The following is a 23,925-nucleotide window of genomic DNA, read 5'->3' on the forward strand; positions in this document are numbered from 1 at the left end:
AAAAAGGCCGGAGATTTCCGGCCTTTTTTACTTGAGCACAAGATAAGTGCCCGGGAAAGCGGCGGCGATCAGCCGTCGACCCAGGTAACGGCCTCGTCTTCGTGCTTGTCGGCACAGGGCGTTGCTTTTGGCGGTACGTAACCGACCCGCGACTCCGGCATCGCATTGCGCTGTTCCCAGTAGGCAACGGCTTCGCCACACAGCAACCGCTGCTGCTCGGTCAGTGCGACGCCGTTCGGCCACTTGCCCAGCTCGATGGCACGCTTCAGGCTGCCAACGATCTGTGGATTCAAGGCTTTTAACAAATCATCCAAAGAGTCAAACATTACCAATGGCCTCACAGCGAAAGGGGCGAAAGTTAGGGACTAGAAACAAGAAAAGCCGGTCAGAGACCGGCCTTCCTTTGCTCGAGACCCCGAAAGGTACCGAAATCACCTAAAGCGAGTTGCCTCAGGCTTCTGCAGCTTCTGCAGTCTCGTCCGCTACCGGACGATCCACCAGCTCGACGTAGGCCATCGGCGCCTTGTCGCCAGCGCGGAAACCACATTTCAGAATGCGGATGTATCCGCCCGGACGGGCTTCGTAACGGGGACCCAGTTCGTCGAACAGCTTGCGCACGGCATCCTTATCACGGATACGAGCGAAAGCCAGACGGCGGTTGGCAACACTGTCCTTCTTGGCCAGGGTGATCAGCGGCTCGGCAACGCGACGCAGCTCCTTGGCTTTCGGCAGTGTGGTTTTGATCAGTTCGTGCTCTACCAGAGAAGCGGTCATGTTCTTGAACATGGCTTTACGGTGAGAGCTGGTACGACTGAATTTACGGCCACTATAACGATGACGCATAACTCAATTCCTCACGACTTCGATTGCTTTCTCAGCAAGTCGTCTGGGAGTGGCACTAGCGGGAAACGCGCACCACTCGGTTTTCTTCACGCGGGCGGGCAAAACACGCCCGCGCCACAAACGCTTTACAGGGAGCTCAGCTTGCTGTCGCCCTTGAGGCTGGCCGGCGGCCAGTTCTCGAGACGCATACCCAGGGAAAGACCACGGGAAGCCAGCACGTCCTTGATTTCAGTCAGGGACTTTTTACCCAGGTTCGGGGTCTTCAGCAGCTCTACTTCGGTGCGCTGAATAAGGTCACCGATGTAGTAGATGTTCTCTGCCTTCAGACAGTTCGCCGAACGCACGGTCAGCTCGAGGTCGTCCACCGGACGCAACAGCACCGGATCAACTTCCTCTTCCTTCGCTTCCGGCTGGGCATCCTTCTCGCCTTCCAGGTCCACAAACACTGCCAGCTGCTGCTGGAGGATTGTGGCGGCGCGACGAATCGCTTCTTCCGGGTCCAGAGTACCGTTGGTCTCCAGGTCCAGAACCAGCTTGTCCAGGTCGGTGCGCTGTTCTACACGCGCGGATTCCACGCTGTAGGAAACGCGACGAACCGGGCCAAAGGACGCATCCAGTTGCAGGCGACCGATTGAGCGGGTCTCTTCCTCATCTTCACGACGGGCATCGGCGGGCTGGTAGCCACGGCCGCGCGCGACGGTCAGACGCAGGTTGAGTTCCACGTCGCCGGTAATGTTGGCAATCACGTGCTCGGGGTTCACGATTTCGATGTCGTGGTCCACCTGGATATCGCCAGCGGTTACCGCACCTGGGCCTTTCTTGCTCAGGCTCAGCACTGCCTGGTCCTTGCCGTGCATCACCACCGCAATTTCCTTCAGGTTCAGCAGGATTTCAATTACGTCTTCCTGCACACCTTCAATTGCGCTGTACTCGTGCTCAACACCGTCGATCTCAACTTCAGTGACGGCGCAGCCTGGCATGGAGGACAGCAGGATGCGGCGCAGTGCGTTGCCGAGAGTGTGGCCAAAGCCACGCTCCAGCGGTTCCAGAACCACTTTGGCGTGGTTCTGGTTGTACTCGGTGACGTCAATACGACGAGGTGTCAAAAACTCGTTGACAGCAGTCTGCATAGCCATACCTGTATTACAGTTTTATTCCTTAAATGGAACAGAGCCTTACTTGGAGTAGAGTTCCACGATAAGGTTTTCATTGATCTCTGCCGGCAGATCCACGCGATCGGGAACACGCTTGAAGGTACCTTCGAGCTTGGTCGCGTTCACGTCTACCCACTCTACGTCACCGCGCTGTGCAGCGAGGGAAACGGAGTTCTGGATACGCATCTGCTTCTTGGCTTTCTCACGGATAGAAATCACGTCACCTTCCTTAACCTGATAGGAAGGAATGTTGACGGCGCTACCGTTTACCAGGATCGCCTTGTGAGATACCAGCTGACGCGCTTCAGAGCGAGTAGAGCCGAAGCCCATGCGGTAAACCACGTTGTCGAGGCGTTTTTCCAGAAGTTTCAACAGGTTTTCACCGGTTGCACCTTTCAGACGCGCCGCTTCCTTATAGTAGTTACGGAACTGCTTTTCCAGCACACCGTAGATGCGGCGTACTTTTTGCTTTTCACGCAGCTGAACACCGTAGTCGGACAGACGACCGCGACCGGCGCCATGAACGCCAGGCTTGGTTTCCGCGCGACACTTGGATTCGTGCGGGCGAACGCCACTTTTCAGCTGAAGATCGGTACCTTCCCGACGGGAAAGCTTACATTTTGGTCCAATATAACGTGCCATTTCGTCAACCCCCTCTTACACGCGACGTTTCTTGGGCGGACGACAACCGTTATGCGGGATCGGCGTCACGTCGGTGATGTTGGTGATCTTGTAGCCGCAGTTGTTCAGGGCGCGAACGGCAGATTCGCGACCCGGGCCTGGGCCCTTTACTTCGACATCAAGGTTTTTCAGGCCATACTCCTGAGCGGCAGTACCTGCACGTTCAGCGGCAACCTGGGCTGCGAAAGGGGTGCTCTTACGAGAACCACGGAAACCGGAGCCACCCGCGGTAGCCCAGCTCAGAGTGTTGCCCTGACGGTCAGTGATCGTCACGATCGTGTTGTTGAACGATGCGTGGATGTGGGCAACACCGTCGACAACGGTCTTTTTGACCTTTTTGCGAACAGTAGTTTTTGGCTTAGCCATACCTGTATCCTAAATCCTGTACTTGTGAAGACTTGCGCGATTGCTTACTTGCGAATCGGCTTGCGCGGACCCTTACGGGTGCGGGCGTTAGTCTTGGTGCGCTGACCGCGAAGCGGCAGGCTGCGACGGTGACGCAGACCGCGGAAGCAACCCAGGTCCATCAGACGTTTGATGTTCATGGACACTTCACGACGCAGATCACCTTCAACGGTCAGTTTTGCAACTTCACCGCGGATGGTTTCGATCTGGTCTTCGGACAGATCACGAAGTTTGGTGGATTCAGCGATACCTACCGCTGCCAGAATAGACTTGGCCGTAGTGCGTCCGACACCATAGATATGGGTCAGGGAGATCACGGCGTGCTTGTGGTCTGGTACGTTTACACCAGCAATACGTGCCATAGAGGCGTACTCCACGTATTGAGAACCGCGCAACTTTGGTAATGGCGCAGCTCATTTCTCATTTCGGCGCTGACAGCGAATAAAAAGCCACCAGCACCACCAAAAAGGCGCGCAAGAATAGCTTTTCATACACCAAATTGCAATAGCCCGCCTTCCCAGAGCCTGAACCCAAGGTGAAACGGACGACAGTCAACGCCCCCTTTTGAAACTTCCAGCCACCTAAAAGGTGACGTTTCGGTTTCGCCGCATGCATATCGCGCTGCGGTGCGCCTTTTTACACGGGGCGGTGCAAAGAGGCAAACAATTTCACAATCATTTGGTGACCAGCCAGATCCATGATTCGGTCACCGGACCCACCGTCCCTGGTGAGTCGCGCTAATCGACGCCTGGGCGTCGATTAGCCCTGCCGCTGCTTGTGACGGGGCTCGGCGCTGCAGATAACCCGCAGAACACCTTTGCGACGTACGATTTTGCAGTTACGGCAGATCTTTTTAACAGAAGCGCGTACTTTCATGACCTTACCTCAATTCAATCCTGCTGCGACGGCTACCGATCAACGGCGGCCGTAACCTTGCAGATTTGCCTTCTTCATCAACCCTTCGTACTGGTGGGACAGCAGGTGCGACTGCACTTGCGCCATGAAGTCCATCACTACGACCACAACGATCAGCAGCGAGGTACCTCCCAGGTAGAAAGGAATGTTCAGCCCAACTACCAGGAACTGCGGCAGCAGGGATACCAATGCGATGTAACAGGCACCCACCAGGGTCAGACGAGTCAGCACGCTGTCGATATATCGAGCGGTCTGTTCGCCGGGGCGAATACCGGGCACATAAGCACCGGATTTTTTCAGGTTATCTGCAACTTCATTCGGGTTGAACATCAACGCCGTATAGAAGAAGCAGAAGAAGCCAATCAACAGTGCGAACAAAATAATGTTCAGCGGCTGACCGGGACCCAGCTGGAGCGCCATCCACTGCAGGATCTGCGCACCGACACCTTCGCCGCCCTGACCGAACCACTGCGCCAGAGTCGCAGGGAACAGCAGGATACTGCTGGCAAAGATCACCGGAATAACACCGGCCATATTGACCTTCAGCGGCAGATGGCTGGACTGTGCAGCCGGCGCCTGCGAGTAACGACCCGCCTGGCGCCGAGCGTGATTGATGGTGATACGGCGTTGGCCGCGCTCCATAACCACCACGAAGTACACAACAGCTATCGCGACAAAACCGATCGCCAGCAGCATCAGGATATGCAACTCACCCTGACGCGCCTGCTCAAAGGCCTGGCCAATAGCACTCGGCAGGCCGGCGACGATACCGGCGAAGATCAGCATGGAAATACCATTGCCAACACCCCGCTCAGTGATCTGCTCACCCAGCCACATCATGAAGACAGCACCGGTTACCAGTGACACAACGGCCACGAAGTAGAAACCGAATGCCGGTTCAGCAGAGTACGCGAGATTCTGACCAGCGAGACCAAAGGTCATGCCGATCCCCTGAATAAGGGCCAGCACCACCGTCAAATAACGGGTGTACTGGTTGATCTTGCGGCGCCCTGCATCACCTTCCTTCTTCAACGCCTCCAGAGAAGGCGTCACCGCGGTCATCAACTGCATGATGATGGACGCGGAGATGTACGGCATGATACCGAGAGCCAGAATACTCATCCGCTCCAGTGCGCCACCAGAGAACATGTTGAACAGACCAAGGATGGTTCCCTGGTTCTGGTTAAACAGATTCGCCAGCTTTTCCGGATCAATACCGGGCACCGGAATATGAGTCCCTATGCGATATACGAGAATCGCGAGAAACAGAAAACGAAGGCGAGCCCAAAGCTCGCCTAATCCCTTGCCGTTACCCAGGGAGTTAACACCAGATCCTGGTCGTGCCATTGGGGCCTCGATTTAGTCTTCTACTTTTCCGCCAGCAGCTTCGATGGCCGCTTTAGCACCTTTGGTTACGCCAAGACCTTTCACGGTAACCGCTTTGGTCAGCTCACCTGAAAGGAACACTTTGGCGCGCTTAATGTGGCCGCCGATAATATCGGCATTTTTCAGCGCTGCCAAATCAATCGTGTCACCTTCTACCTTCGCCAGCTCCGCCAGACGCACTTCCGCAACGAAGCGGCCAACGCGAGAGGTGAAACCGTACTTCGGCAGGCGCTTCTGCAAAGGCATCTGACCGCCTTCGAAGCCCGGACGAACGCTACCACCGGAACGGGCCTTTTGACCCTTGTGACCGCGGCCAGCGGTTTTACCCAGGCCACTACCGATGCCGCGACCAACGCGCTTGGCGCTCTGCTTGTGACCCTCAGCGGGAGACAACTCGTTCAAACGCATGTTACGCCTCCTCTACTTTTACGAGGTAGTTCACTTTGTTGATCATGCCGCGCACAGAGGGAGTGTCTTCCACTTCCACAGTGTGACCAATGCGGCGCAGACCCAGACCAGCAACACACGCCTGATGATTTTTCAGGCGACCGTTGATGCTTTTGACCTGGGTTACTTTGATGGTCTTCTTAGCCATGACTCATTCACTCAAAGCAAGTTCAGAGTGGGTCGCAACGATAGTACTGCCGCGACCCAAACCGAATCAGTTCAGGATTTCTTCCACAGACTTGCCACGCTTGGCGGCTACGTCTTCCGGGCTACTCATTTTGCCCAGCGCACTGAAGGTAGCGCGAACGACATTTACCGGATTGGTAGAGCCGTAGCACTTGGCCAGTACGTTGTGGACGCCAGCCATTTCCAGGACGGAGCGCATAGCGCCGCCGGCAATTACGCCGGTACCCTGGGAAGCGGGCTGCATGTATACCTTGGAACCGCCGTGGCGACCGTTGGTAGCGTACTGAAGGGTGTCCCCGTTCAGGTCTACCTGGATCATGTTGCGACGCGCAGCTTCCATTGCCTTTTGAATGGCAACAGGTACTTCACGCGCTTTACCACGACCGAAGCCAACACGGCCATTGCCGTCGCCAACTACGGTCAGAGCGGTGAACGCGAAGATACGACCACCTTTTACGGTTTTGGCAACACGATTGACCTGGACCAGTTTTTCCTGGAGGCCTTCGTCGTTGCTCTTCTCGACTTTATCTCTAGCCATAACTCAACCCTTAGAATTTCAGACCGGCTTCACGGGCAGCGTCTGCCAGGGCCTTAACACGGCCGTGGTATTTGAAGCCGCTACGATCGAAGGCTACCGCTTCAACGCCAGCGGCCTTAGCACGCTCAGCGATCAGGGTGCCAACAGCCTTAGCAGCGTCGACGTTACCGGTTTTGCTTTCACGCAGGTCCTTGTCCAGAGTAGAGGCAGTGGCCAATACCTTGTCGCCGTCGGCAGACAGGATCTGTGCGTAAATGTGGCGGGGAGTGCGGTTCACTGTCAGGCGAACGGCGCCCAGCTCACGGAACTTGGCGCGGGCACGACGTGCACGACGCAAGCGAGATTGCTTTTTAACGTTCATATCTATGCCTTACTTCTTCTTGGCCTCTTTGCGATACACGCGCTCATCGGCGTAACGGACACCCTTACCTTTGTAGGGCTCCGGCGGACGGAATGCGCGGATCTCTGCGGCCACTTGACCTAACAGCTGCTTGTCGCTGCTTTTCAGTACGATTTCAGTCTGGCTCGGGGTTTCAGCAGTCACACCTTCAGGCAGCGTGTAATCTACCGGATGAGAAAAACCCAGAGTCAGGTTAACGGTCTTACCAGATGCTTTCGCACGGTAACCTACACCGTTCAGCTGCAGTTTCTTTTCGAAACCCTGACTGACACCGACCACCATATTGTTTACCAGCGCGCGGGTAGTGCCGGCGAGGGCACGGGCCTGCTTGGAACCGTTGCGTGCAGCAAAGGTCAGCTGATTTTCTTCCTGCTTAACTTCAACGTCGGAATGCACGCTGAGGTTCAGGTTACCGTTACCACCTTTTACAGCAACATCCTGACCTTTCAGGTCAATGGACACGCCTGCGGGGATACTTACGGGACTATTAGCTACTCGAGACATATCAACCCCCGCTTAGAATACGGTGCAAAGCACTTCGCCGCCGACACCAGCCTGACGGGCCGCACGATCAGTCATCACACCCCGAGAGGTGGAGACGATGGCGATACCCAGGCCGCCGCGAACGGATGGCAACGCTTTCTTACCTGCGTAGTTACGCAGGCCCGGACGGGAAACCCGATCCAGCTCGGCGATTACCGGCTTGCCCTGGAAGTATTTCAGCTCGATAGTCAGCTCAGGCTTGGGGCCTTCGCTAACCGCGACACCAGTAACATAACCTTCGTCCTTGAGAACGTTGGCTACGGCGATTTTCAGTTTTGAAGAAGGCATAGAAACGCTGCCCTTGCCGCGCGCCAAAGCGTTGCGGACTCGGGTCAGCATATCTGCCAACGGATCTTGCATACTCATTACTTAAGACTCCTCAAGTCTGCCTTTTACCAGCTGGACTTAACCAGGCCGGGGACATCACCACGCATGGCTGCTTCACGCAGTTTGTTACGGCACAGGCCGAACTTACGGTAGACAGCGTGGGGGCGACCAGTGATACGACAGCGACGTTGCTGACGTACCGGGCTTGCATCGCGCGGCAGTTGTTGCAGCTTGAGTTGAGCCTCCCAACGCTCCTCATCGGAAACGTTGGCACTGGCGATGATCGCCTTCAGCTCTTGACGCTTTTCGGCGTACTTAGCTGCGGTTCGAGCGCGCTTGTTCTCACGCGCAATCATGGATTTCTTCGCCATGGAATCCTCTTAACCCTTGAAAGGGAAGTTGAATGCTTTCAGCAGTGCACGACCTTGTTCGTCGTTAGCTGCTGTAGTAGTGATACAAATATCCAGACCGCGGATCTTGTCTACTTTGTCGTAGTCAATTTCCGGGAAGATAATTTGTTCTGTTACACCCATCGAGAAGTTACCACGACCGTCGAACTGCTTCGGGCTGATGCCACGGAAGTCGCGGATACGCGGAATCGCGATACCTACCAGACGCTCCAGGAACTCATACATGCGCTCACCGCGCAGAGTTACCTTACAGCCGATCGGCCAGTCCTCACGGATTTTGAAGCCCGCGATAGACTTACGCGCCTTGGTCACAATGGGTTTTTGACCAGTAATTGCAGTCATGTCACTGACTGCGTGTTCCAGTACCTTTTTATCACCAATGGCTTCACCGACACCCATGTTGACGGTGATTTTGGTGATGCGCGGCACGGACATTACGTTCTCAAGTCCCAGCTCTTCTTTCAGCTTGGACGCGAGTTCTTTGGTGTAGAGCTCTTTAAGCCTTGCCATTTTTTCCACCTGACTTATGCGTCAACGGCTTCGCCGCTGGATTTGAAGACGCGGATCTTAGTGCCATCTTCCAGTACTTTGAAGCCTACCCGGTCAGCTTTCTGGGTATTCGGGTTGAAGATGGCAACGTTGGAAGCCTGGATAGCGGCTTCTTTCTCAACGATTCCACCGGCAACGCCCAGCTGGGGGTTCGGCTTCTGGTGTTTCTTGATCATCTGAACACCGGACACGATCAGGCGGCCATCGTTCAGCACCTTGCGTACGGTGCCTCGCTTGCCCTTATCGCGACCGGCGATAACGATCACTTCGTCGTCACGCTTGATCTTGCGCATTACTCTTCTCCGCTCGAGGCTTAGATAACTTCGGGAGCCAGTGAGATGATCTTCATGAACTTCTCACCGCGCAGCTCGCGAGTTACCGGGCCAAAAATACGGGTGCCAACCGGAGCATGGTTCTGGTTCAGCAACACCGCTGCGTTATCGTCAAACTTGATCAGGGAACCATCGGGGCGACGCACACCTTTTTTGGTGCGAACCACAACCGCGTTCATTACCTGACCCTTTTTCACTTTACCGCGAGGAATCGCTTCCTTAACGGTTACCTTGATAATGTCGCCAACGCCAGCGTAGCGACGGTGGGAGCCGCCCAGCACCTTGATGCACATGACACGGCGAGCCCCACTGTTATCGGCTACTTCTAAGTAGGATTCTGCTTGAATCATTGTTCCTCTCCGAAAACCTGTTTAGGTCTTCACAGTCAATGGGCCAGGATTAAACCTTCGCCGCTCGCTCAACAATTGTCTGCAAGGACCAGGACTTGCTCTTGGACAGCGGACGAGACTCTTCAATGGTTACGACATCGCCGATGCCGCAATCATTGTTTTCGTCATGTGCCTTGAGCTTGGTGGACTTGCTCACGATTTTGCCGTAGATCGGGTGCTTAACACGGCGCTCGATCAAAACGGTGATGGTTTTATCCATCTTGTCACTCACGACCTTACCGGTCAGAGTACGCTTCAGTTTTGCTTCAGCCATGATTAATTACCTGCCTTCTCGGTCAACACAGTCTTAATGCGAGCAATGTCGCGACGAGTCTGCTTCAGCAGATGAGTCTGAGTCAGCTGACCAGTAGACTTTTGCATGCGCAGCTTGAATTGTGCTTCGAGCTGGCTCAACAGTTCCTGGTTCAACTCCTCAACTGACTTTGAGCGTAGATCTGCAGTCTTCATTACATCACCGAACGCTTAACGAAAGTTGTCTTTACAGGCAGCTTGGCTGCGGCGAGCTCGAAAGCTTCGCGAGCCAGTTCTTCGGATACGCCTTCCATTTCATAGAGGACTTTACCCGGCTGAATCTGAGCCACCCAATATTCTACGTTACCCTTACCTTTACCCATACGAACTTCGAGGGGCTTACTGGAAATGGGCTTGTCCGGAAACACACGAATCCAGATCTTACCGCCACGTTTAACGTGACGAGTCATTGCGCGACGAGCCGCTTCGATCTGACGCGCAGTAATGCGTCCACGACCGATGGCCTTAAGGCCGAACTCGCCAAAGCTCACTTTAGAGCCGCGCTGGGAAAGACCGCGGTTGCGACCCTTCTGTACCTTGCGGAATTTTGTACGCTTCGGTTGTAGCATCTGCGCACCCCTTATTTAGCAGCTTTTTTGCGAGTCTTCGCTGGCTTCTCTTCGGGGATTTCGTCACCGATGACTTCGCCTTTGAAGATCCAAACTTTCACACCGATGATGCCGTACGTAGTACTGGCTTCATAAGTGCCGTAGTCGATGTTGGCACGCAGAGTGTGCAGCGGCACACGGCCTTCACGGTACCATTCGGTACGGGCAATCTCGGCACCGCCAAGACGACCACTTACCTGAATTTTGATACCTTCAGCGCCCTGGCGCATGGCGTTCTGTACGGCGCGCTTCATCGCGCGACGGAACATAACGCGACGCTCCAGCTGCTGAGCAACGTTCTGGGCTACCAGAGTGGCGTCCAGATCGGGCTTGCGTACTTCTTCGATGTCGATGTGCACGGGCACACCCATCTGGGAAGTCAGCTCGTTGCGCAGACGCTCTACGTCTTCACCTTTTTTACCGATCACGATGCCCGGACGCGCAGTGTGAATGGTCACACGAGCGGTGTTGGCCGGACGTTCGATCTCGATGCGGCTCACGGAAGCGTGGGCCAGCTTCTTGCGAATGTACTCGCGAACTTTCAGATCCGTGTACAGCTTGTCTGCGTACTCGTCGCTGCCGGCATACCAAACAGAGGTATGCTTTTTAACGATACCCAGACGAATGCCGGTAGGATGTACTTTTTGTCCCATGGTTTTCTCGCCTGCTCTCTTATTTCTCGGCTACTTTCACAGTAATGTGACAAGTACGCTTAAGAATACGATCAGCACGACCTTTGGCACGCGGTTTAATGCGCTTCATGGTCATACCCTCATCCACGAAGATTGTGGAAACCTTCAGCTCGTCGACGTCGGCACCTTCATTGTGCTCGGCATTGGCGATGGCAGATTCCAGAACCTTCTTAACGATCGCAGCACCCTTCTTGTGGCTGAAAGCCAGGATATCCAGGGCTTCCTCGACACCTTTGCCGCGAATCTGATCAGCTACCAGACGCGCCTTTTGTGCCGACAGACGAGCACCGCGTAATTTTGCTTGTACTTCCATCTCTATAACCTCGGCTTAGCGCTTCTTCGCTTTCTTATCCGCAGCGTGACCGCGGTAAGTGCGGGTAGCCGCGAATTCGCCCAGCTTGTGACCAACCATTTCTTCGTTGACCAGCACGGGCACGTGTTGACGACCGTTGTGAACGGCAATCGTCAGTCCAACCATTTCCGGCATAACCATGGAACGGCGGGACCAGGTTTTAATCGGTCGACGATCATTTTTCTCGATCGCCGCCTCCACCTTCTTGATCAGATGCAGATCAATAAAGGGACCTTTCTTTAATGAGCGTGGCACTTTAGATTCCTCTTTAGCTGCTCACACATCGCGCGACTATTCTCTACTGAGAATTACTTGCCGCGACGACGTACAATCATGTTGTCGGTGCGCTTGTTCTTACGCGTTTTCTTACCCTTGGTCGGCACACCCCAAGGCGTCACAGGGTGACGACCACCAGAGGTACGACCTTCACCACCGCCGTGCGGGTGGTCTACCGGGTTCATCGCCACACCGCGAACGGTAGGACGAACACCGCGCCAGCGCTTGGCACCAGCTTTACCCAGCTTGCGCAGGCTGTGCTCAGAGTTGCTCACTTCACCCAGGGTGGCGCGACACTCGGTCAGAACTTTGCGCATTTCGCCAGAGCGCAGACGGATAGTCGCGTACTGACCTTCACGGGCAACCAGCTGTACAGAGGCACCGGCGGAGCGGGCCAACTGAGCACCTTTACCAGGCTTCAGCTCAATACCGTGAATCACGGAACCAACCGGAATGTTGCGCAGCGGCAGGGTGTTACCCACGCTGATCGGCGCAGCATCGCCAGACTGGATTTTTGCACCGGCTTTCAGGCCTTTCGGCGCAATGATGTAACGACGCTCACCGTCGGCATAGCACACCAGTGCGATATGCGCGCTGCGGTTCGGATCGTATTCCAGGCGTTCAACGGTGGCCGGAATGCCATCTTTGTTACGCTTGAAATCCACCACGCGGTAGTGATGCTTATGTCCACCACCGATATGACGGGTGGTAATGCGACCGTTGTTGTTACGACCACCGGTCTTGGACTTCTTCTCCAGCAGCGGCGCGTAAGGCGCACCTTTGTGCAGGTCGGAGTTAACAACCTTTACAAGGTGACGACGGCCGGCAGAGGTCGGTTTTGTTTTTACAATAGCCATTGCAACTTTCCCCTAGCTTACGCCGTAACGTCGGCAGTTTCGAAGTTAATGTCGCTGCCTTCGGCCAGACGAACGTAGGCTTTTTTCCAATCGTTGCGCACGCCCATGCCGTAGCGGGTGCGCTTGGTTTTGCCTTTAACGTTCACGGTGCGAACCTGCTCAACAGAAACATTGAACAGCTTTTCGACCGCGGCCTTGATTTCGGCTTTGGAAGCGTCGGTGGTCACCTTGAACACTACCTGGTTGGCGGCATCCGCCAGCACAGCAGCTTTCTCGGAAATTACCGGGCCCAGCAGTACTTTGTAGATTCGCTCTTGGTTCATCCCAGCACCTCATCAATTTTCTTCAGTGCAGAAACGGTAACCACGACCTTGTCAAAACGAATCAGGCTTACCGGATCGATAGCCTGGACGTCACGAACATCGATCTTGTGCAGGTTGCGCGCGGCCAGGTAGAGGTTTTCATTTACCTCTTCGGTCACGATCAACGCTTCGGACAAGTCGTACTGTGCCAGCTTGGTTACCAGCTGCTTGGTCTTCGGCGCTTCCACGTCGAAGGACTCAACTACAACCAGACGCTCCTGACGAGCCAGCTCGGAGAGAATGCAGCGCAGTGCAGCGCGGTACATTTTCTTGTTCAGCTTTACACTGTGATCACGCGGCTCAGCGGCGAAAGTTACACCACCAGAGCGCCACAGCGGGCTGCGGATGGTACCGGCGCGAGCACGGCCAGTACCTTTTTGGCGCCACGGCTTTTTGCCGCCGCCGGAAACCGCTGCGCGGTTTTTCTGAGCCTTGGTACCTTGGCGCGCGCCAGCCATGTAGGCGACGACTGCCTGGTGTACCAGGTCCTGATTGAATTCACGACCGAAAGCCACTTCAGAGACTGCAACAGTGCCTTTAGCGCCTTCGGGAGTAGCGATATTCAGTTCCATATCTATTTCCCCTCAGACTTAGGCTTTAACGGCCGGACGAACGATAACGTTACCGCCGGGTGCACCAGGTACGGCGCCCTTGACCAGCAGCAAATTACGCTCAGCGTCCACACGAACGACTTCCAGGTTTTGCGTGGTAACACGCTCAGCACCCATGTGACCGGCCATCTTCTTGCCTTTCCACACGCGACCAGGGGTCTGACACTGGCCGATAGAGCCAGGTGCGCGGTGAGACAGAGAGTTACCGTGGGTAGCGTCCTGCATACGGAAGTTCCAGCGTTTGATACCGCCCTGGAAACCTTTACCTTTGGAAGTGCCGGTTACGTCAATCTTCTGACCAGCTTCAAAGCTGGCAACAGTGATCTCAGAACCGATTTCGAAGGACTCTTCAGAACCGTCAGTACGCAGTTCGAAAAGAGCAGAGCCAGCCTCAGTGTTGGCTTTGGCGAAGTGGCCCGCTTGGGGCTTGGAGACACGGGAAGCTTTACGAGCACCCACAGTTACTTGAACCGCGGAGTAGCCGTCAGTTTCCGGAGTTTTCACCTGAGTGACGCGATTCGGAGCTACCTCGATAACAGTTACCGGGATAGACGCGCCATCTTCAGTGAAGATGCGAGTCATGCCGCTCTTGCGGCCGACAATACCTATAGTCATCTTTTCAACCTCTCAGTGCACGGGGCTTTAACCCACTGCGGCCGCCCAATTTCAGAGCGTTACACTACCCGAACCTTTTTCGTTCGGGATTCGGTAGTTAATTTGAAGTGTTAGCCGAGACTAATCTGAACCTCAACACCGGCCGCCAGATCGAGCTTCATCAGCGCGTCAACGGTTTTCTCGGTGGGCTCAACAATGTCCAGCAAACGCTTGTGAGTACGGATTTCGTACTGGTCGCGCGCGTCTTTGTTGACGTGCGGAGAGATCAGTACGGTGTACTTCTCTTTGCGAGTCGGCAGCGGAATGGGACCGCGTACTTGGGCGCCAGTGCGCTTAGCCGTCTCTACGATCTCCTGGGTAGACGTGTCGATCAGTTTGTGATCGAACGCCTTCAGGCGAATTCGAATGCGTTGACCCTGCATGGAATCAAACTCCAATTAAATCTAAAGAACGTCCTCTTACGCAGCCCCGAGGGCGGGCGAAAAGGAGCGCGAAGTCTACGGTCAGACCGGGTAGCTGTCAAGGCAGACTGGCATTTTTTTAACCAGTTGCCGCAGCGGCCCCGCCGAGCCGGTAGAGCACGGAACTGACCGGACAACCACTGTCCGGTCGGTCAGCACCTGCGGCGCACAAAAAAAGCCGCAACAGTGACTGCTGCGGCTTTTTGGTGTCAGGTCGGGCACGAGGCCCGAACCGACGAGACCAGCGATTACTCGATGATCTTGGCTACAACGCCAGCACCAACGGTACGGCCACCTTCACGGATCGCGAAGCGCAGACCTTCTTCCATGGCGATCGGGCAGATCAGAGTCACAGACATCTGAATGTTGTCGCCCGGCATTACCATTTCAGTACCTTCCGGCAGCTCAACCGCACCAGTTACGTCGGTGGTACGGAAGTAGAACTGCGGACGGTAGCCCTTGAAGAACGGGGTGTGACGGCCACCTTCGTCCTTGGACAGGATGTACACCTCACCTTCGAACTTGGTGTGCGGGGTGATGGAGCCCGGCTTCGCCAGGACCTGACCACGCTCAACTTCGTCACGCTTGGTGCCACGCAGCAGCGCACCGATGTTCTCACCAGCACGGCCTTCGTCCAGCAGCTTGCGGAACATCTCAACACCGGTACAGGTGGTCTTGGTGGTGTCTTTGATACCAACGATTTCGATTTCGTCGCCAGTATTGATGATGCCACGCTCTACACGACCGGTTACTACGGTACCGCGACCAGAGATGGAGAATACGTCTTCGATCGGCATCAGGAACGGCTGATCGATGGCACGCTCCGGCTCCGGGATGTACTCGTCCAGGGTCTCTACCAGCTTCTTAACTGCAGAGGTGCCCAGCTCGTTGTCGTCTTCGCCGTTCAGGGCCATCAGGGCAGAACCAGCGATGATCGGAGTGTCGTCACCCGGGAACTCGTACTGGTCGAGCAGCTCGCGCAGCTCCATTTCAACCAGTTCCAGCATCTCGGTGTATTCTTCAGAGCCTACGCCGCCGCAGTCTTCTGCCAGCAGGTCAGCCTTGTTCAGGAATACCACGATGTAAGGTACACCCACCTGACGAGACAGCAGGATGTGCTCGCGAGTCTGCGGCATAGGACCGTCGGTCGCGCCACATACCAGGATAGCGCCGTCCATCTGAGCAGCACCGGTGATCATGTTCTTCACGTAGTCGGCGTGTCCCGGGCAGTCTACGTGCGCGTAGTGACGGGTCGGGGACTCGTATTCCACGTGAGAGGTGGCGATGGTGATACCACGCTCACGCTCTTCCGGAGCATTGTCGATACCGTCGAAGGCAACGGCAGCGCCGCCCCACACTTCGGAACATACGCGAGTCAGCGCAGCGGTCAGGGTGGTTTTACCGTGGTCAACGTGACCGATGGTGCCCACGTTTACGTGGGGCTTGGAACGTTCAAACTTTTCTTTTCCCATTTTCAATATCCTCTAGCTAAAAGAAATAAGGAAATTAACCCTTGTTTTTCGCGATAATTTCGTCAGCGACGTTTTTCGGCGCTTCGGCGTACTTCAGGAATTCCATGGTGTAGGTTGCACGGCCCTGGGTTGCAGAACGCAGGTCAGTAGCGTAACCAAACATTTCCGCCAGCGGCACCTCGGCATTAACGATTTTGCCTGAGGCGCTGTCGTCCATACCCTGGATCAGACCGCGACGACGGTTCAGGTCGCCAACCACGTCACCCATGTTCTCTTCCGGGGTAACCACTTCCACTTTCATCATCGGCTCGAGCAGTACTGCACCGCCAACATCTGCCAGCTTCTTGGTCGCCATGGAGCCAGCGATCTTGAATGCCATTTCGTTGGAGTCCACATCGTGGAAGGAGCCGTCGTACAGGGTAGCCTTCAGGCCCAGCAGCGGGTAGCCAGCCAGAACACCGTTCTGCATCTGCTCCTCGATACCTTTCTGTACCGCCGGGATGTATTCCTTCGGAACCACACCACCCACGATCGCGTTTTCGAAGACCAGGCCTTCACCAGACTCGTCTTCCGCCGGCTCGAACTTGACCCATACGTGACCGTACTGACCGCGACCACCGGACTGACGAACGAACTTGCCTTCGATCTCAGAGGTGTTACGGATAGTTTCACGATAGGCCACCTGCGGCTTACCGATGTTGGCTTCAACGTTGAATTCACGACGCATACGGTCAACGATGATGTCCAGGTGCAGCTCACCCATACCGGAGATGATGGTCTGGCCGGTCTCTTCGTCGGTCTTCACACGGAAAGACGGGTCTTCCTGAGCCAGCTTGCCCAGAGCGATACCCATTTTTTCCTGGTCCGGCTTGGACTTCGGCTCAACCGCTACGGAGATTACCGGCTCAGGGAATTCCATGCGCTCGAGAACGATTTTCGCGTCTTCAGCACACAGGGTGTCACCAGTGGTCACATCTTTCAGGCCAATCGCGGCCGCGATATCACCCGCCAGTACTTCCTTGATCTCTTTACGATCATTGGAGTGCATCTGCACCATACGGCCGACACGCTCTTTCTTCTCCTTCACGGAGTTGTACACCGCAGTGCCGCTTTCCAGCTTACCGGAGTACACACGGAAGAAGGTCAGGGTACCAACGAAGGGGTCGGTTGCGATCTTGAACGCCAGCGCAGCAAACGGCGCGTTGTCGTCCGCTTCACGGGTCTCAACGGTCTCAGCCTTGTCCAGCAGAGTACCTTCGATCGCTTTAACTTCGGTCGGCGCCGGCAGGTATTCGATGACCGCGTCCAGCATGGCCTGTACGCCCTTGTTCTTGAACGCAGAGCCGCCCAGAACCGGTACGATTTCGTTGGCCAGAGTACGCTGACGAATGGCTGACTTGATCTCTTCTTCGGTCAGCTCACCTTCTTCAAGGTATTTTTCCATCAGCTCTTCGGTCGCTTCCGCCGCAGCTTCCACCAGGAACTCGCGCATTTCTTCGCACTCGTCCTGCATGTCAGCCGGGATGTCGGCGTAGTCGAAGGTCATACCCATGTCTTCTTCGTTCCACAGGATGGCCTTCATCTTGACCAGGTCGACCACACCCTTGAACTCGTCTTCGGAGCCAATGGTCATCTGCAGCGGAACAGCGTTCGCATTCAGACGGGTCTTCAGCTGGCCGACTACCTTGCGGAAGTCTGCACCGGCGCGGTCCATTTTGTTGACGAATACCATGCGCGGCACTTCGTACTTGTTGGCCTGACGCCATACAGTTTCGGTCTGCGGCTGCACACCGGAAGAGCCACACAGAACGACGACGGCGCCGTCCAGTACACGCAGGGAACGCTCTACTTCAATGGTGAAGTCAACGTGTCCGGGAGTGTCGATAATGTTTACGCGGTGCTGCGGGAACTGCTGCTGCATACCAGCCCAGAAACAGGTGGTTGCTGCGGAAGTGATGGTAATACCACGCTCCTGCTCCTGCTCCATCCAGTCCATGGTGGCTGCGCCTTCGTGCACCTCACCAATTTTGTGGGACAGACCGGTGTAGAAGAGTACGCGCTCGGTAGTCGTGGTTTTACCGGCGTCTACGTGGGCGCAGATACCGATATTGCGATAGCGTTCGATAGGCGTTTTACGTGCCACTGTTGTATCCTCGATATAACGGCAAAAGGCAGCGCGGAGTTTTACCTTCCTTGCTGCCTTTCGATTTTATTTTCCGATGGAAATAATCATCAGACTTAGAAGCGTCACTATCTTAGAAACGATAGTGAGAGAACGCTTTGTTGGCTTCCGCCATACGGTGCACGTCTTCACGCTTCTTGACCGCGCCGCCCTTGTTCTGGGACGCATCGATCATTTCATTGGCCAGGCGCTGGGCCATGGACTTCTCACCGCGCTTACGGGAGAAATCTACCAGCCAGCGCATTGCCAGCGCGGTACGACGTGCGGGACGCACTTCTACCGGCACCTGGTAAGTAGCACCACCAACACGACGGGATTTTACTTCCACCATCGGGGCGATGTTTTCCAGGGACTCTTCAAAAACCTCAATCGGATCTTTGTTCAGCTTTTCTGAAACCAGATCCAGTGCACCATATACGATGCTCTCTGCCACGGACTTCTTACCAGAGATCATGACATGGTTCATGAACTTGGCCAGAGTCACGTTCCCGAACTTGGGATCGGGCAGCACTTCGCGCTTGGCGACTACTCGTCTTCTTGGCATGGGATTGCCTCTCTTCAGGGTTACTCCGAGACGCCGCCGTAAACAAATACAACTCGGCGAGCTCAGCCTTACTCCGGTTATTCGTTAAACCGAAACGCAATGTTGTCTTAAGAGCTATTAGGCCTTAGGACGCTTGGCGCCGTACTTGGAACGGCCCTGCTTGCGATCGTTTACGCCGGCACAGTCAAGTGCACCGCGCACAGTGTGATAGCGCACACCCGGCAGGTCTTTTACACGACCGCCGCGAATCAGCACCACGCTGTGCTCCTGCAGGTTGTGGCCTTCACCGCCGATGTACGAAGTTACTTCGTAGCCGTTGGTCAGGCGCACACGACAAACTTTACGCAGTGCAGAGTTCGGCTTCTTCGGTGTAGTGGTATACACACGAGTACAAACTCCACGACGCTGCGGGCTAGCTTGCAGTGCAGGCACGTCGCTTTTTTCAACTTTGCGTTTTCTCGGCTTACGAACCAACTGGTTGATCGTTGCCATTAAAAATCACTCCAAAAATAAAACGCCCCCACCTTGACAGCAGTGAGGGCCTATCGTCAGTGCGCGACATCCACCCAATCCGAGGATCAGCGGACAATCGCACCCCATTAGCGGGGGCCGCATTCTATAAGCGCGGCAACCCCGAGTCAATCACCTGCCGAAGTAAATACTCACCTCGACAGGCAATTGCGATGCGGAACAGACCAAAGACCCCTCTTTCACGAGCAGAAACCTCTGGTCAGACTACTCCGTCGCTTCGACCTCAGTCCCCGGAAGATTTCAGGGCTTCGGTCAGCGCCGCTTCCACCTCTTCTGCAGAAGGACCTTCGGCATAGCCTTGGGTCAACTGCTGGGTGCGTCTGCGCTTGCGCTCGGCATGGTAGGCCAGACCGGTACCGGCCGGGATCAGGCGGCCAACGACCACGTTTTCCTTCAGGCCGCGCAGGCTGTCTTCCTTGCCGGTTACCGCCGCTTCGGTCAGTACACGGGTGGTCTCCTGGAAGGAGGCCGCGGACAGGAAGGACTCGGTCGCCAGAGACGCCTTGGTGATACCCAGCAGCAGACGCTCGAACTGAGCCGGCTGCTTGCCTTCGGCACGCAGGCGCTCGTTCTCTTCCACGACGCGCTGGTATTCCACCTGGTCACCCTTGATGAACTCAGAGTCACCCATCTCCAGGATTTCAACTTTACGCAGCATCTGACGCACGATGGTCTCGATGTGCTTATCGTTGATGCCTACACCCTGGAGGCGGTAAACCTCCTGGATCTCGTTGGTGATGTAGCGCGCCAACTCTTCCACGCCTTTCAGACGCAGGATGTCGTGCGGGTTGGACGGCCCGTCGGAGATGACCTCACCCTTCTCTACGGTTTCCCCTTCGAACACGGTCAGCTGGCGGTGTTTCGGAATCAGTACTTCGTAATGATCCTTGCCATTGGCCAGCGGCTTGCCGTCTTTCGGGGTGATCTGCAGGCGCACCTTGCCTTTGGTCTCTTTACCGAAGGAAACGGTACCGGAGATCTCCGCCAGGATGGACGGCTCTTTCGGCTTACGCGCTTCAAACAGGTCGGCAACACGCGGCAGACCACCGGTGATGTCCTTGGTACCGCCGGATTCCTGCGGAATACGTGCAACGATGTCACCCACGTTCACCTTGTCGCCATCCTTCAGGCTGAGGATCGCGCGCGGCGGCAGCGCGTAGTGCGCCGGTGCGTTGGAGTTGACCAGGGTCAGCTCTTCACCATTTTCATCCACCAGGGTCACCGCCGGACGCAGGTCTTTACCCGCCGCCGGACGCTCAGCCGGATCGATTACTTCGATGGAAGACAGACCGGTGATTTCGTCGGTCTGCTTGCGAATGGACAGGCCATCTTCCATACCGGACAGTTTCACCCAACCGGCCACCTCGGTAATGATCGGGTGGGTGTGCGGATCCCACTTGGCCACGATCTGGCCGCCGTCGATGGTCGAACCTTCATCGACGGTAATCACCGCACCGTAAGGCAGCTTGTAGCGCTCGCGCTCGCGGCCCGCGGGGTCGGCTACCGCCAGCTCACCGGAACGGGACACCGCTACCAGGTTGCCGCCCTCGGTTTTAACTGTCTTCAGGTTGTGCAGTCGTACAGTACCCGGCTGTTTCACCTGGATGCTGTCCGCGGCAGAAGCACGACTCGCCGCACCACCGATGTGGAAGGTACGCATGGTCAGCTGAGTGCCCGGCTCACCAATGGACTGTGCCGCCACAACACCCACGGACTCACCGGGGTTGGCGCGGTGGCCGCGGGCCAGGTCACGGCCGTAACACTGGGCACAGATACCGTGCGCCGTTTCACAGGAGATCGGCGAGCGTACGATCACTTCGTCGATACCCATGCCTTCGATGCGCTCTACCCAGGCTTCGTCGATCATGGTGCCTGCGGGAACGGCGATTTCGTCGCTGCCAGGCTTGATGACGTCACGGGCCACTACACGACCCAGGATACGGTCACCCAGGGACTCGATCACGTCACCACCCTCGATCACCGGCGCCATGGTCAGGCCGTCGTCGGTGCCACAGTCGATTTCTGTGATCACCACGTCCTGCGCCACGTCTACCAGACGACGGGTCAGGTAACCGGAGTTAGCGGTTTTCAGTGCGGTATCCGCCAGACCTTTACGTGCACCGTGGGTCGAGATGAAGTACTGCAGTACGCTCAGACCTTCACGGAAGTTCGCGGTAATGGCGTTTTCGATAATGGAGCCATCCGGACGCGCCATCAGGCCACGCATACCGGCCAGCTGACGAATCTGCGCCTCAGAACCACGAGCACCGGAATCCGCGTACATGTAGACGGAGTTGAAGGAGTCCTGTTCGGTCTCTTTACCGTCACGATCGATGACCGGCTCTTTCTTGATGCCCGCCATCATCGCCTGGGTCACCTTATCGTTGGTACGAGACCAAACGTCGATGACCTTGTTGTATTTCTCGCCCGCGGTCACCAGACCGGAGGCAAACTGGGTCTCGATCTCTTTCACTTCCTCTTCCGCGGAAGCGATCAGGTCAGCCTTGGCCGCCGGGATCTCGAAGTCGTTCACACCAATCGAAGAACCGGACTTGGTGGAGAAATCGAAACCGGTGTACATCAGCTGGTCCGCGAAGATCACGGTCGCCTTCAGACCCACCTTGCGGTAGCACTCGTTCAGCACACGAGAAATCGACTTCTTCTTCATCGGCTGGTTCACGTACTCGAAGGGCAGGCCTTCAGGCACGATGTTCCACAGCAGCGCACGACCGACGGTGGTGTCGTAGATGGTGCGAGTCACCTGCTTCTCGCCATCTTCACCGACGGACACTTCGTCGATACGCACCTTGATCTTCGCCTGCAGACCCACCTGCTTGGCGTAGAAGGCACGGCTCACTTCCTTGATATCGGAGAAGAACATGCCTTCGCCTTTATCGTTCACACGCTCACGGGTCATCCAGTACAGACCCAGTACCACGTCCTGGGAAGGTACGATGATCGGCTCACCGTTGGCGGGAGACAGGATGTTGTTGGTGGACATCATCAGCGCGCGGGATTCCAGCTGCGCTTCAATGGTCAGCGGTACGTGTACCGCCATCTGGTCACCGTCGAAGTCGGCGTTGTACGCCGCACACACCAGCGGGTGCAGCTGGATGGCCTTACCTTCAATCAGCACCGGCTCAAACGCCTGGATACCCAGACGGTGCAGGGTCGGGGCGCGGTTCAGCAGTACCGGGTGCTCGCGAATCACTTCGTCGAGGATGTCCCACACCACCGCTTCTTCACGCTCAACCATCTTCTTGGCGGCTTTGATGGTGGTGGCCAGGCCACGGGCTTCCAGCTTGCCGAAAATGAACGGCTTGAACAGCTCGAGGGCCATTTTCTTGGGCAGACCACACTGGTGCAGACGCAGGGTCGGACCAACCACGATCACGGAACGACCGGAGTAATCGACACGCTTACCCAGCAGGTTCTGACGGAAACGACCCTGCTTACCCTTGATCATGTCTGCCAGGGATTTCAGCGGGCGCTTGTTGGAACCGGTGATGGCACGGCCGCGACGGCCGTTATCCAGCAGTGCATCCACAGATTCCTGCAGCATGCGCTTTTCGTTGCGCACAATGATGTCCGGCGCGTTCAGCTCGAGCAGGCGCTTCAGACGGTTGTTACGGTTGATCACCCGGCGGTACAGATCGTTCAGATCGGAAGTCGCAAAGCGGCCACCGTCCAGCGGTACCAGCGGACGCAGATCCGGCGGCAGAACCGGCAGTGCCTGCATGATCATCCACTCCGGCTTGTTGCCGGACTTGTAGAAGGCTTCCAGCAACTTCAGGCGCTTGGACAGCTTCTTGATCTTGGTCTCGGAATTGGTCGCCGGAATCTCTTCGCGCAGGCGCTGGATTTCGGACGGCAGCTCGATGTCGTTCATCAGCTCCTGGATGGCTTCGGCACCCATCTTGGCTTCGAACTCGTCGGCGAACTCTTCCATCGCTTCAAAGTACTGCTCATCGTTCAGCAGCTGGCCGCGCTCCAGGGTCGTCATACCCGGATCGGTTACCACGTAGGATTCGAAGTAGAGCACGCGCTCGATATCACGCAGGGTCATGTCCAGCAGCAGGCCGATACGGGACGGCAGGGACTTCAGGAACCAGATATGCGCGACCGGGCTCGCCAGTTCGATGTGGCCCATGCGCTCACGACGCACCTTGGCCTTGGTCACTTCTACGCCGCACTTTTCACAGATGATGCCGCGGTGCTTCATGCGCTTGTACTTACCGCACAGGCACTCGTAGTCCTTCACCGGGCCAAAAATCTTGGCACAGAACAGGCCTTCGCGCTCCGGCTTGAAGGTACGGTAGTTGATGGTCTCCGGCTTTTTCACTTCGCCGTAGGACCAGGAACGAATCATCTCCGGCGATGCCAGACCGATACGGATAGCGTCAAATTCTTCCAGCTGATCCTGGGCTTTCACCAGGTTTAACAAATCTTTCAAGGCCTTTCCTCCACTAGGGGGTAGTCAACCCGGCCAACTGCCTTTCGGGGCCGGGAGCGCCGGTGGCATGCGATTTCTGAATCGACACCACC

General features: G+C 56.1%; 35 protein-coding genes. All 35 read right to left on the bottom strand.

Annotated features, from left to right (window positions below; all coding sequences use genetic code 11):
• Positions 1–68 precede the first annotated feature (68 nt).
• The 35 genes from AU182_RS15370 to rpoC all read right to left on the bottom strand — a co-directional run bounded on the left by AU182_RS15370 (position 69) and on the right by rpoC (position 23,833).
• Positions 69–326 carry a DUF1315 family protein gene (locus tag AU182_RS15370; protein WP_066967156.1) on the bottom strand — a complete coding sequence of 86 codons (258 nt, stop codon included), beginning with the start codon at positions 324–326 and terminating at the stop codon, positions 69–71.
• A 124-nt stretch (positions 327–450) separates the two neighbouring features.
• Positions 451–843: a 50S ribosomal protein L17 gene (gene rplQ / locus AU182_RS15375; RefSeq protein WP_010133817.1), complete on the bottom strand. Its 393-nt coding sequence runs from the start codon at positions 841–843 to the stop codon at positions 451–453.
• A gap of 125 nt (positions 844–968) precedes the next feature.
• Positions 969–1,973: a DNA-directed RNA polymerase subunit alpha gene (gene rpoA, locus AU182_RS15380; RefSeq protein ID WP_066967158.1), complete on the bottom strand. Its 1,005-nt coding sequence runs from the start codon at positions 1,971–1,973 to the stop codon at positions 969–971.
• 45 nt (positions 1,974–2,018) lie between these two features.
• Positions 2,019–2,639, bottom strand: a complete 621-nt coding sequence (rpsD, locus tag AU182_RS15385) for a 30S ribosomal protein S4 (protein WP_066967161.1) — start codon at positions 2,637–2,639, stop codon at positions 2,019–2,021.
• Positions 2,640–2,654: 15 nt separating this feature from the next.
• Positions 2,655–3,044: a 30S ribosomal protein S11 gene (gene rpsK / locus AU182_RS15390; RefSeq protein WP_043320820.1), complete on the bottom strand. Its 390-nt coding sequence runs from the start codon at positions 3,042–3,044 to the stop codon at positions 2,655–2,657.
• A gap of 44 nt (positions 3,045–3,088) precedes the next feature.
• Positions 3,089–3,445 (bottom strand): 30S ribosomal protein S13, encoded by a 357-nt coding sequence (gene rpsM / locus AU182_RS15395; RefSeq protein ID WP_010133823.1) that lies wholly within the window; start codon positions 3,443–3,445, stop codon positions 3,089–3,091.
• 58 nt (positions 3,446–3,503) lie between these two features.
• Entirely contained in the window at positions 3,504–3,698 is a 195-nt protein-coding gene (locus AU182_RS15400; RefSeq protein WP_066967164.1) for a hypothetical protein, read from the bottom strand.
• Positions 3,699–3,842: 144 nt separating this feature from the next.
• On the bottom strand, positions 3,843–3,959 hold the full coding sequence (gene rpmJ / locus AU182_RS16345) for a 50S ribosomal protein L36 (protein WP_010133825.1): 117 nt from the start codon (positions 3,957–3,959) through the stop codon (positions 3,843–3,845).
• Between the two features lie 39 nt (positions 3,960–3,998).
• The gene (gene secY / locus AU182_RS15405) at positions 3,999–5,345 is read right to left on the bottom strand and encodes a preprotein translocase subunit SecY (protein WP_066967167.1); all 1,347 of its coding nucleotides are present in this window, start codon (positions 5,343–5,345) and stop codon (positions 3,999–4,001) included.
• A 12-nt stretch (positions 5,346–5,357) separates the two neighbouring features.
• A complete protein-coding gene (rplO, locus tag AU182_RS15410; RefSeq protein WP_066967169.1) occupies positions 5,358–5,792 on the bottom strand; it encodes a 50S ribosomal protein L15 in 435 nt (144 codons plus the stop codon).
• Position 5,793: 1 nt separating this feature from the next.
• Positions 5,794–5,979, bottom strand: coding sequence for a 50S ribosomal protein L30 (rpmD, locus tag AU182_RS15415; RefSeq protein WP_010133829.1), 186 nt, complete (start codon positions 5,977–5,979; stop codon positions 5,794–5,796).
• A 66-nt stretch (positions 5,980–6,045) separates the two neighbouring features.
• Positions 6,046–6,555 carry a 30S ribosomal protein S5 gene (gene rpsE, locus AU182_RS15420; RefSeq protein WP_043320817.1) on the bottom strand — a complete coding sequence of 170 codons (510 nt, stop codon included), beginning with the start codon at positions 6,553–6,555 and terminating at the stop codon, positions 6,046–6,048.
• Between the two features lie 10 nt (positions 6,556–6,565).
• Positions 6,566–6,916, bottom strand: a complete 351-nt coding sequence (rplR, locus tag AU182_RS15425; protein WP_066967172.1) for a 50S ribosomal protein L18 — start codon at positions 6,914–6,916, stop codon at positions 6,566–6,568.
• Between the two features lie 9 nt (positions 6,917–6,925).
• Complete coding sequence (rplF, locus tag AU182_RS15430) at positions 6,926–7,459, bottom strand: 50S ribosomal protein L6 (protein WP_066967175.1); 534 nt, start codon at positions 7,457–7,459, stop codon at positions 6,926–6,928.
• Between the two features lie 12 nt (positions 7,460–7,471).
• Positions 7,472–7,864 (bottom strand): 30S ribosomal protein S8, encoded by a 393-nt coding sequence (gene rpsH / locus AU182_RS15435; RefSeq protein ID WP_066967178.1) that lies wholly within the window; start codon positions 7,862–7,864, stop codon positions 7,472–7,474.
• A gap of 26 nt (positions 7,865–7,890) precedes the next feature.
• Positions 7,891–8,196, bottom strand: a complete 306-nt coding sequence (gene rpsN, locus AU182_RS15440) for a 30S ribosomal protein S14 (RefSeq protein WP_066967181.1) — start codon at positions 8,194–8,196, stop codon at positions 7,891–7,893.
• Between the two features lie 9 nt (positions 8,197–8,205).
• Positions 8,206–8,745 carry a 50S ribosomal protein L5 gene (rplE, locus tag AU182_RS15445; RefSeq protein ID WP_066967184.1) on the bottom strand — a complete coding sequence of 180 codons (540 nt, stop codon included), beginning with the start codon at positions 8,743–8,745 and terminating at the stop codon, positions 8,206–8,208.
• A gap of 14 nt (positions 8,746–8,759) precedes the next feature.
• Positions 8,760–9,077: a 50S ribosomal protein L24 gene (gene rplX / locus AU182_RS15450; protein WP_066967187.1), complete on the bottom strand. Its 318-nt coding sequence runs from the start codon at positions 9,075–9,077 to the stop codon at positions 8,760–8,762.
• 20 nt (positions 9,078–9,097) lie between these two features.
• A complete protein-coding gene (gene rplN, locus AU182_RS15455) occupies positions 9,098–9,466 on the bottom strand; it encodes a 50S ribosomal protein L14 (protein WP_043320805.1) in 369 nt (122 codons plus the stop codon).
• A 49-nt stretch (positions 9,467–9,515) separates the two neighbouring features.
• Positions 9,516–9,779 carry a 30S ribosomal protein S17 gene (gene rpsQ, locus AU182_RS15460; RefSeq protein ID WP_066967190.1) on the bottom strand — a complete coding sequence of 88 codons (264 nt, stop codon included), beginning with the start codon at positions 9,777–9,779 and terminating at the stop codon, positions 9,516–9,518.
• 2 nt (positions 9,780–9,781) lie between these two features.
• On the bottom strand, positions 9,782–9,973 hold the full coding sequence (gene rpmC, locus AU182_RS15465; protein ID WP_043320803.1) for a 50S ribosomal protein L29: 192 nt from the start codon (positions 9,971–9,973) through the stop codon (positions 9,782–9,784).
• Positions 9,973–10,386, bottom strand: coding sequence for a 50S ribosomal protein L16 (gene rplP / locus AU182_RS15470; protein ID WP_066967193.1), 414 nt, complete (start codon positions 10,384–10,386; stop codon positions 9,973–9,975). Before rplP ends, rpmC begins: the two co-directional genes overlap by 1 nt.
• An 11-nt stretch (positions 10,387–10,397) precedes the next feature.
• Positions 10,398–11,078 carry a 30S ribosomal protein S3 gene (gene rpsC, locus AU182_RS15475; RefSeq protein ID WP_066967195.1) on the bottom strand — a complete coding sequence of 227 codons (681 nt, stop codon included), beginning with the start codon at positions 11,076–11,078 and terminating at the stop codon, positions 10,398–10,400.
• A gap of 19 nt (positions 11,079–11,097) precedes the next feature.
• A complete protein-coding gene (gene rplV, locus AU182_RS15480; RefSeq protein ID WP_043320801.1) occupies positions 11,098–11,430 on the bottom strand; it encodes a 50S ribosomal protein L22 in 333 nt (110 codons plus the stop codon).
• Positions 11,431–11,445: 15 nt separating this feature from the next.
• Positions 11,446–11,724 (bottom strand): 30S ribosomal protein S19, encoded by a 279-nt coding sequence (gene rpsS, locus AU182_RS15485; RefSeq protein ID WP_010133844.1) that lies wholly within the window; start codon positions 11,722–11,724, stop codon positions 11,446–11,448.
• Between the two features lie 53 nt (positions 11,725–11,777).
• Complete coding sequence (gene rplB / locus AU182_RS15490) at positions 11,778–12,602, bottom strand: 50S ribosomal protein L2 (protein WP_066967198.1); 825 nt, start codon at positions 12,600–12,602, stop codon at positions 11,778–11,780.
• A 17-nt stretch (positions 12,603–12,619) separates the two neighbouring features.
• Complete coding sequence (gene rplW, locus AU182_RS15495; protein WP_066967201.1) at positions 12,620–12,925, bottom strand: 50S ribosomal protein L23; 306 nt, start codon at positions 12,923–12,925, stop codon at positions 12,620–12,622.
• Positions 12,922–13,536, bottom strand: coding sequence for a 50S ribosomal protein L4 (rplD, locus tag AU182_RS15500; RefSeq protein ID WP_066967204.1), 615 nt, complete (start codon positions 13,534–13,536; stop codon positions 12,922–12,924). The genes rplW and rplD overlap by 4 nt, the downstream gene beginning before the upstream one ends.
• 18 nt (positions 13,537–13,554) lie before the next feature.
• Positions 13,555–14,190: a 50S ribosomal protein L3 gene (gene rplC / locus AU182_RS15505; RefSeq protein WP_066967207.1), complete on the bottom strand. Its 636-nt coding sequence runs from the start codon at positions 14,188–14,190 to the stop codon at positions 13,555–13,557.
• A gap of 110 nt (positions 14,191–14,300) precedes the next feature.
• Positions 14,301–14,612 carry a 30S ribosomal protein S10 gene (gene rpsJ, locus AU182_RS15510; protein WP_066967210.1) on the bottom strand — a complete coding sequence of 104 codons (312 nt, stop codon included), beginning with the start codon at positions 14,610–14,612 and terminating at the stop codon, positions 14,301–14,303.
• 287 nt (positions 14,613–14,899) lie between these two features.
• Positions 14,900–16,123, bottom strand: a complete 1,224-nt coding sequence (tuf, locus tag AU182_RS15515; protein WP_066967213.1) for an elongation factor Tu — start codon at positions 16,121–16,123, stop codon at positions 14,900–14,902.
• Between the two features lie 34 nt (positions 16,124–16,157).
• A complete protein-coding gene (gene fusA, locus AU182_RS15520; protein WP_066967216.1) occupies positions 16,158–18,266 on the bottom strand; it encodes an elongation factor G in 2,109 nt (702 codons plus the stop codon).
• A 112-nt stretch (positions 18,267–18,378) separates the two neighbouring features.
• Positions 18,379–18,849: a 30S ribosomal protein S7 gene (gene rpsG, locus AU182_RS15525; protein WP_066967219.1), complete on the bottom strand. Its 471-nt coding sequence runs from the start codon at positions 18,847–18,849 to the stop codon at positions 18,379–18,381.
• 117 nt (positions 18,850–18,966) lie between these two features.
• Complete coding sequence (gene rpsL / locus AU182_RS15530; RefSeq protein ID WP_066967222.1) at positions 18,967–19,341, bottom strand: 30S ribosomal protein S12; 375 nt, start codon at positions 19,339–19,341, stop codon at positions 18,967–18,969.
• Between the two features lie 262 nt (positions 19,342–19,603).
• A complete protein-coding gene (rpoC, locus tag AU182_RS15535) occupies positions 19,604–23,833 on the bottom strand; it encodes a DNA-directed RNA polymerase subunit beta' (protein WP_066967225.1) in 4,230 nt (1,409 codons plus the stop codon).
• Positions 23,834–23,925: the final 92 nt, after the last annotated feature.

The organism is Microbulbifer sp. Q7, assembly GCF_001639145.1.
Taxonomy (GTDB): Bacteria; Pseudomonadota; Gammaproteobacteria; order Pseudomonadales; family Cellvibrionaceae; genus Microbulbifer.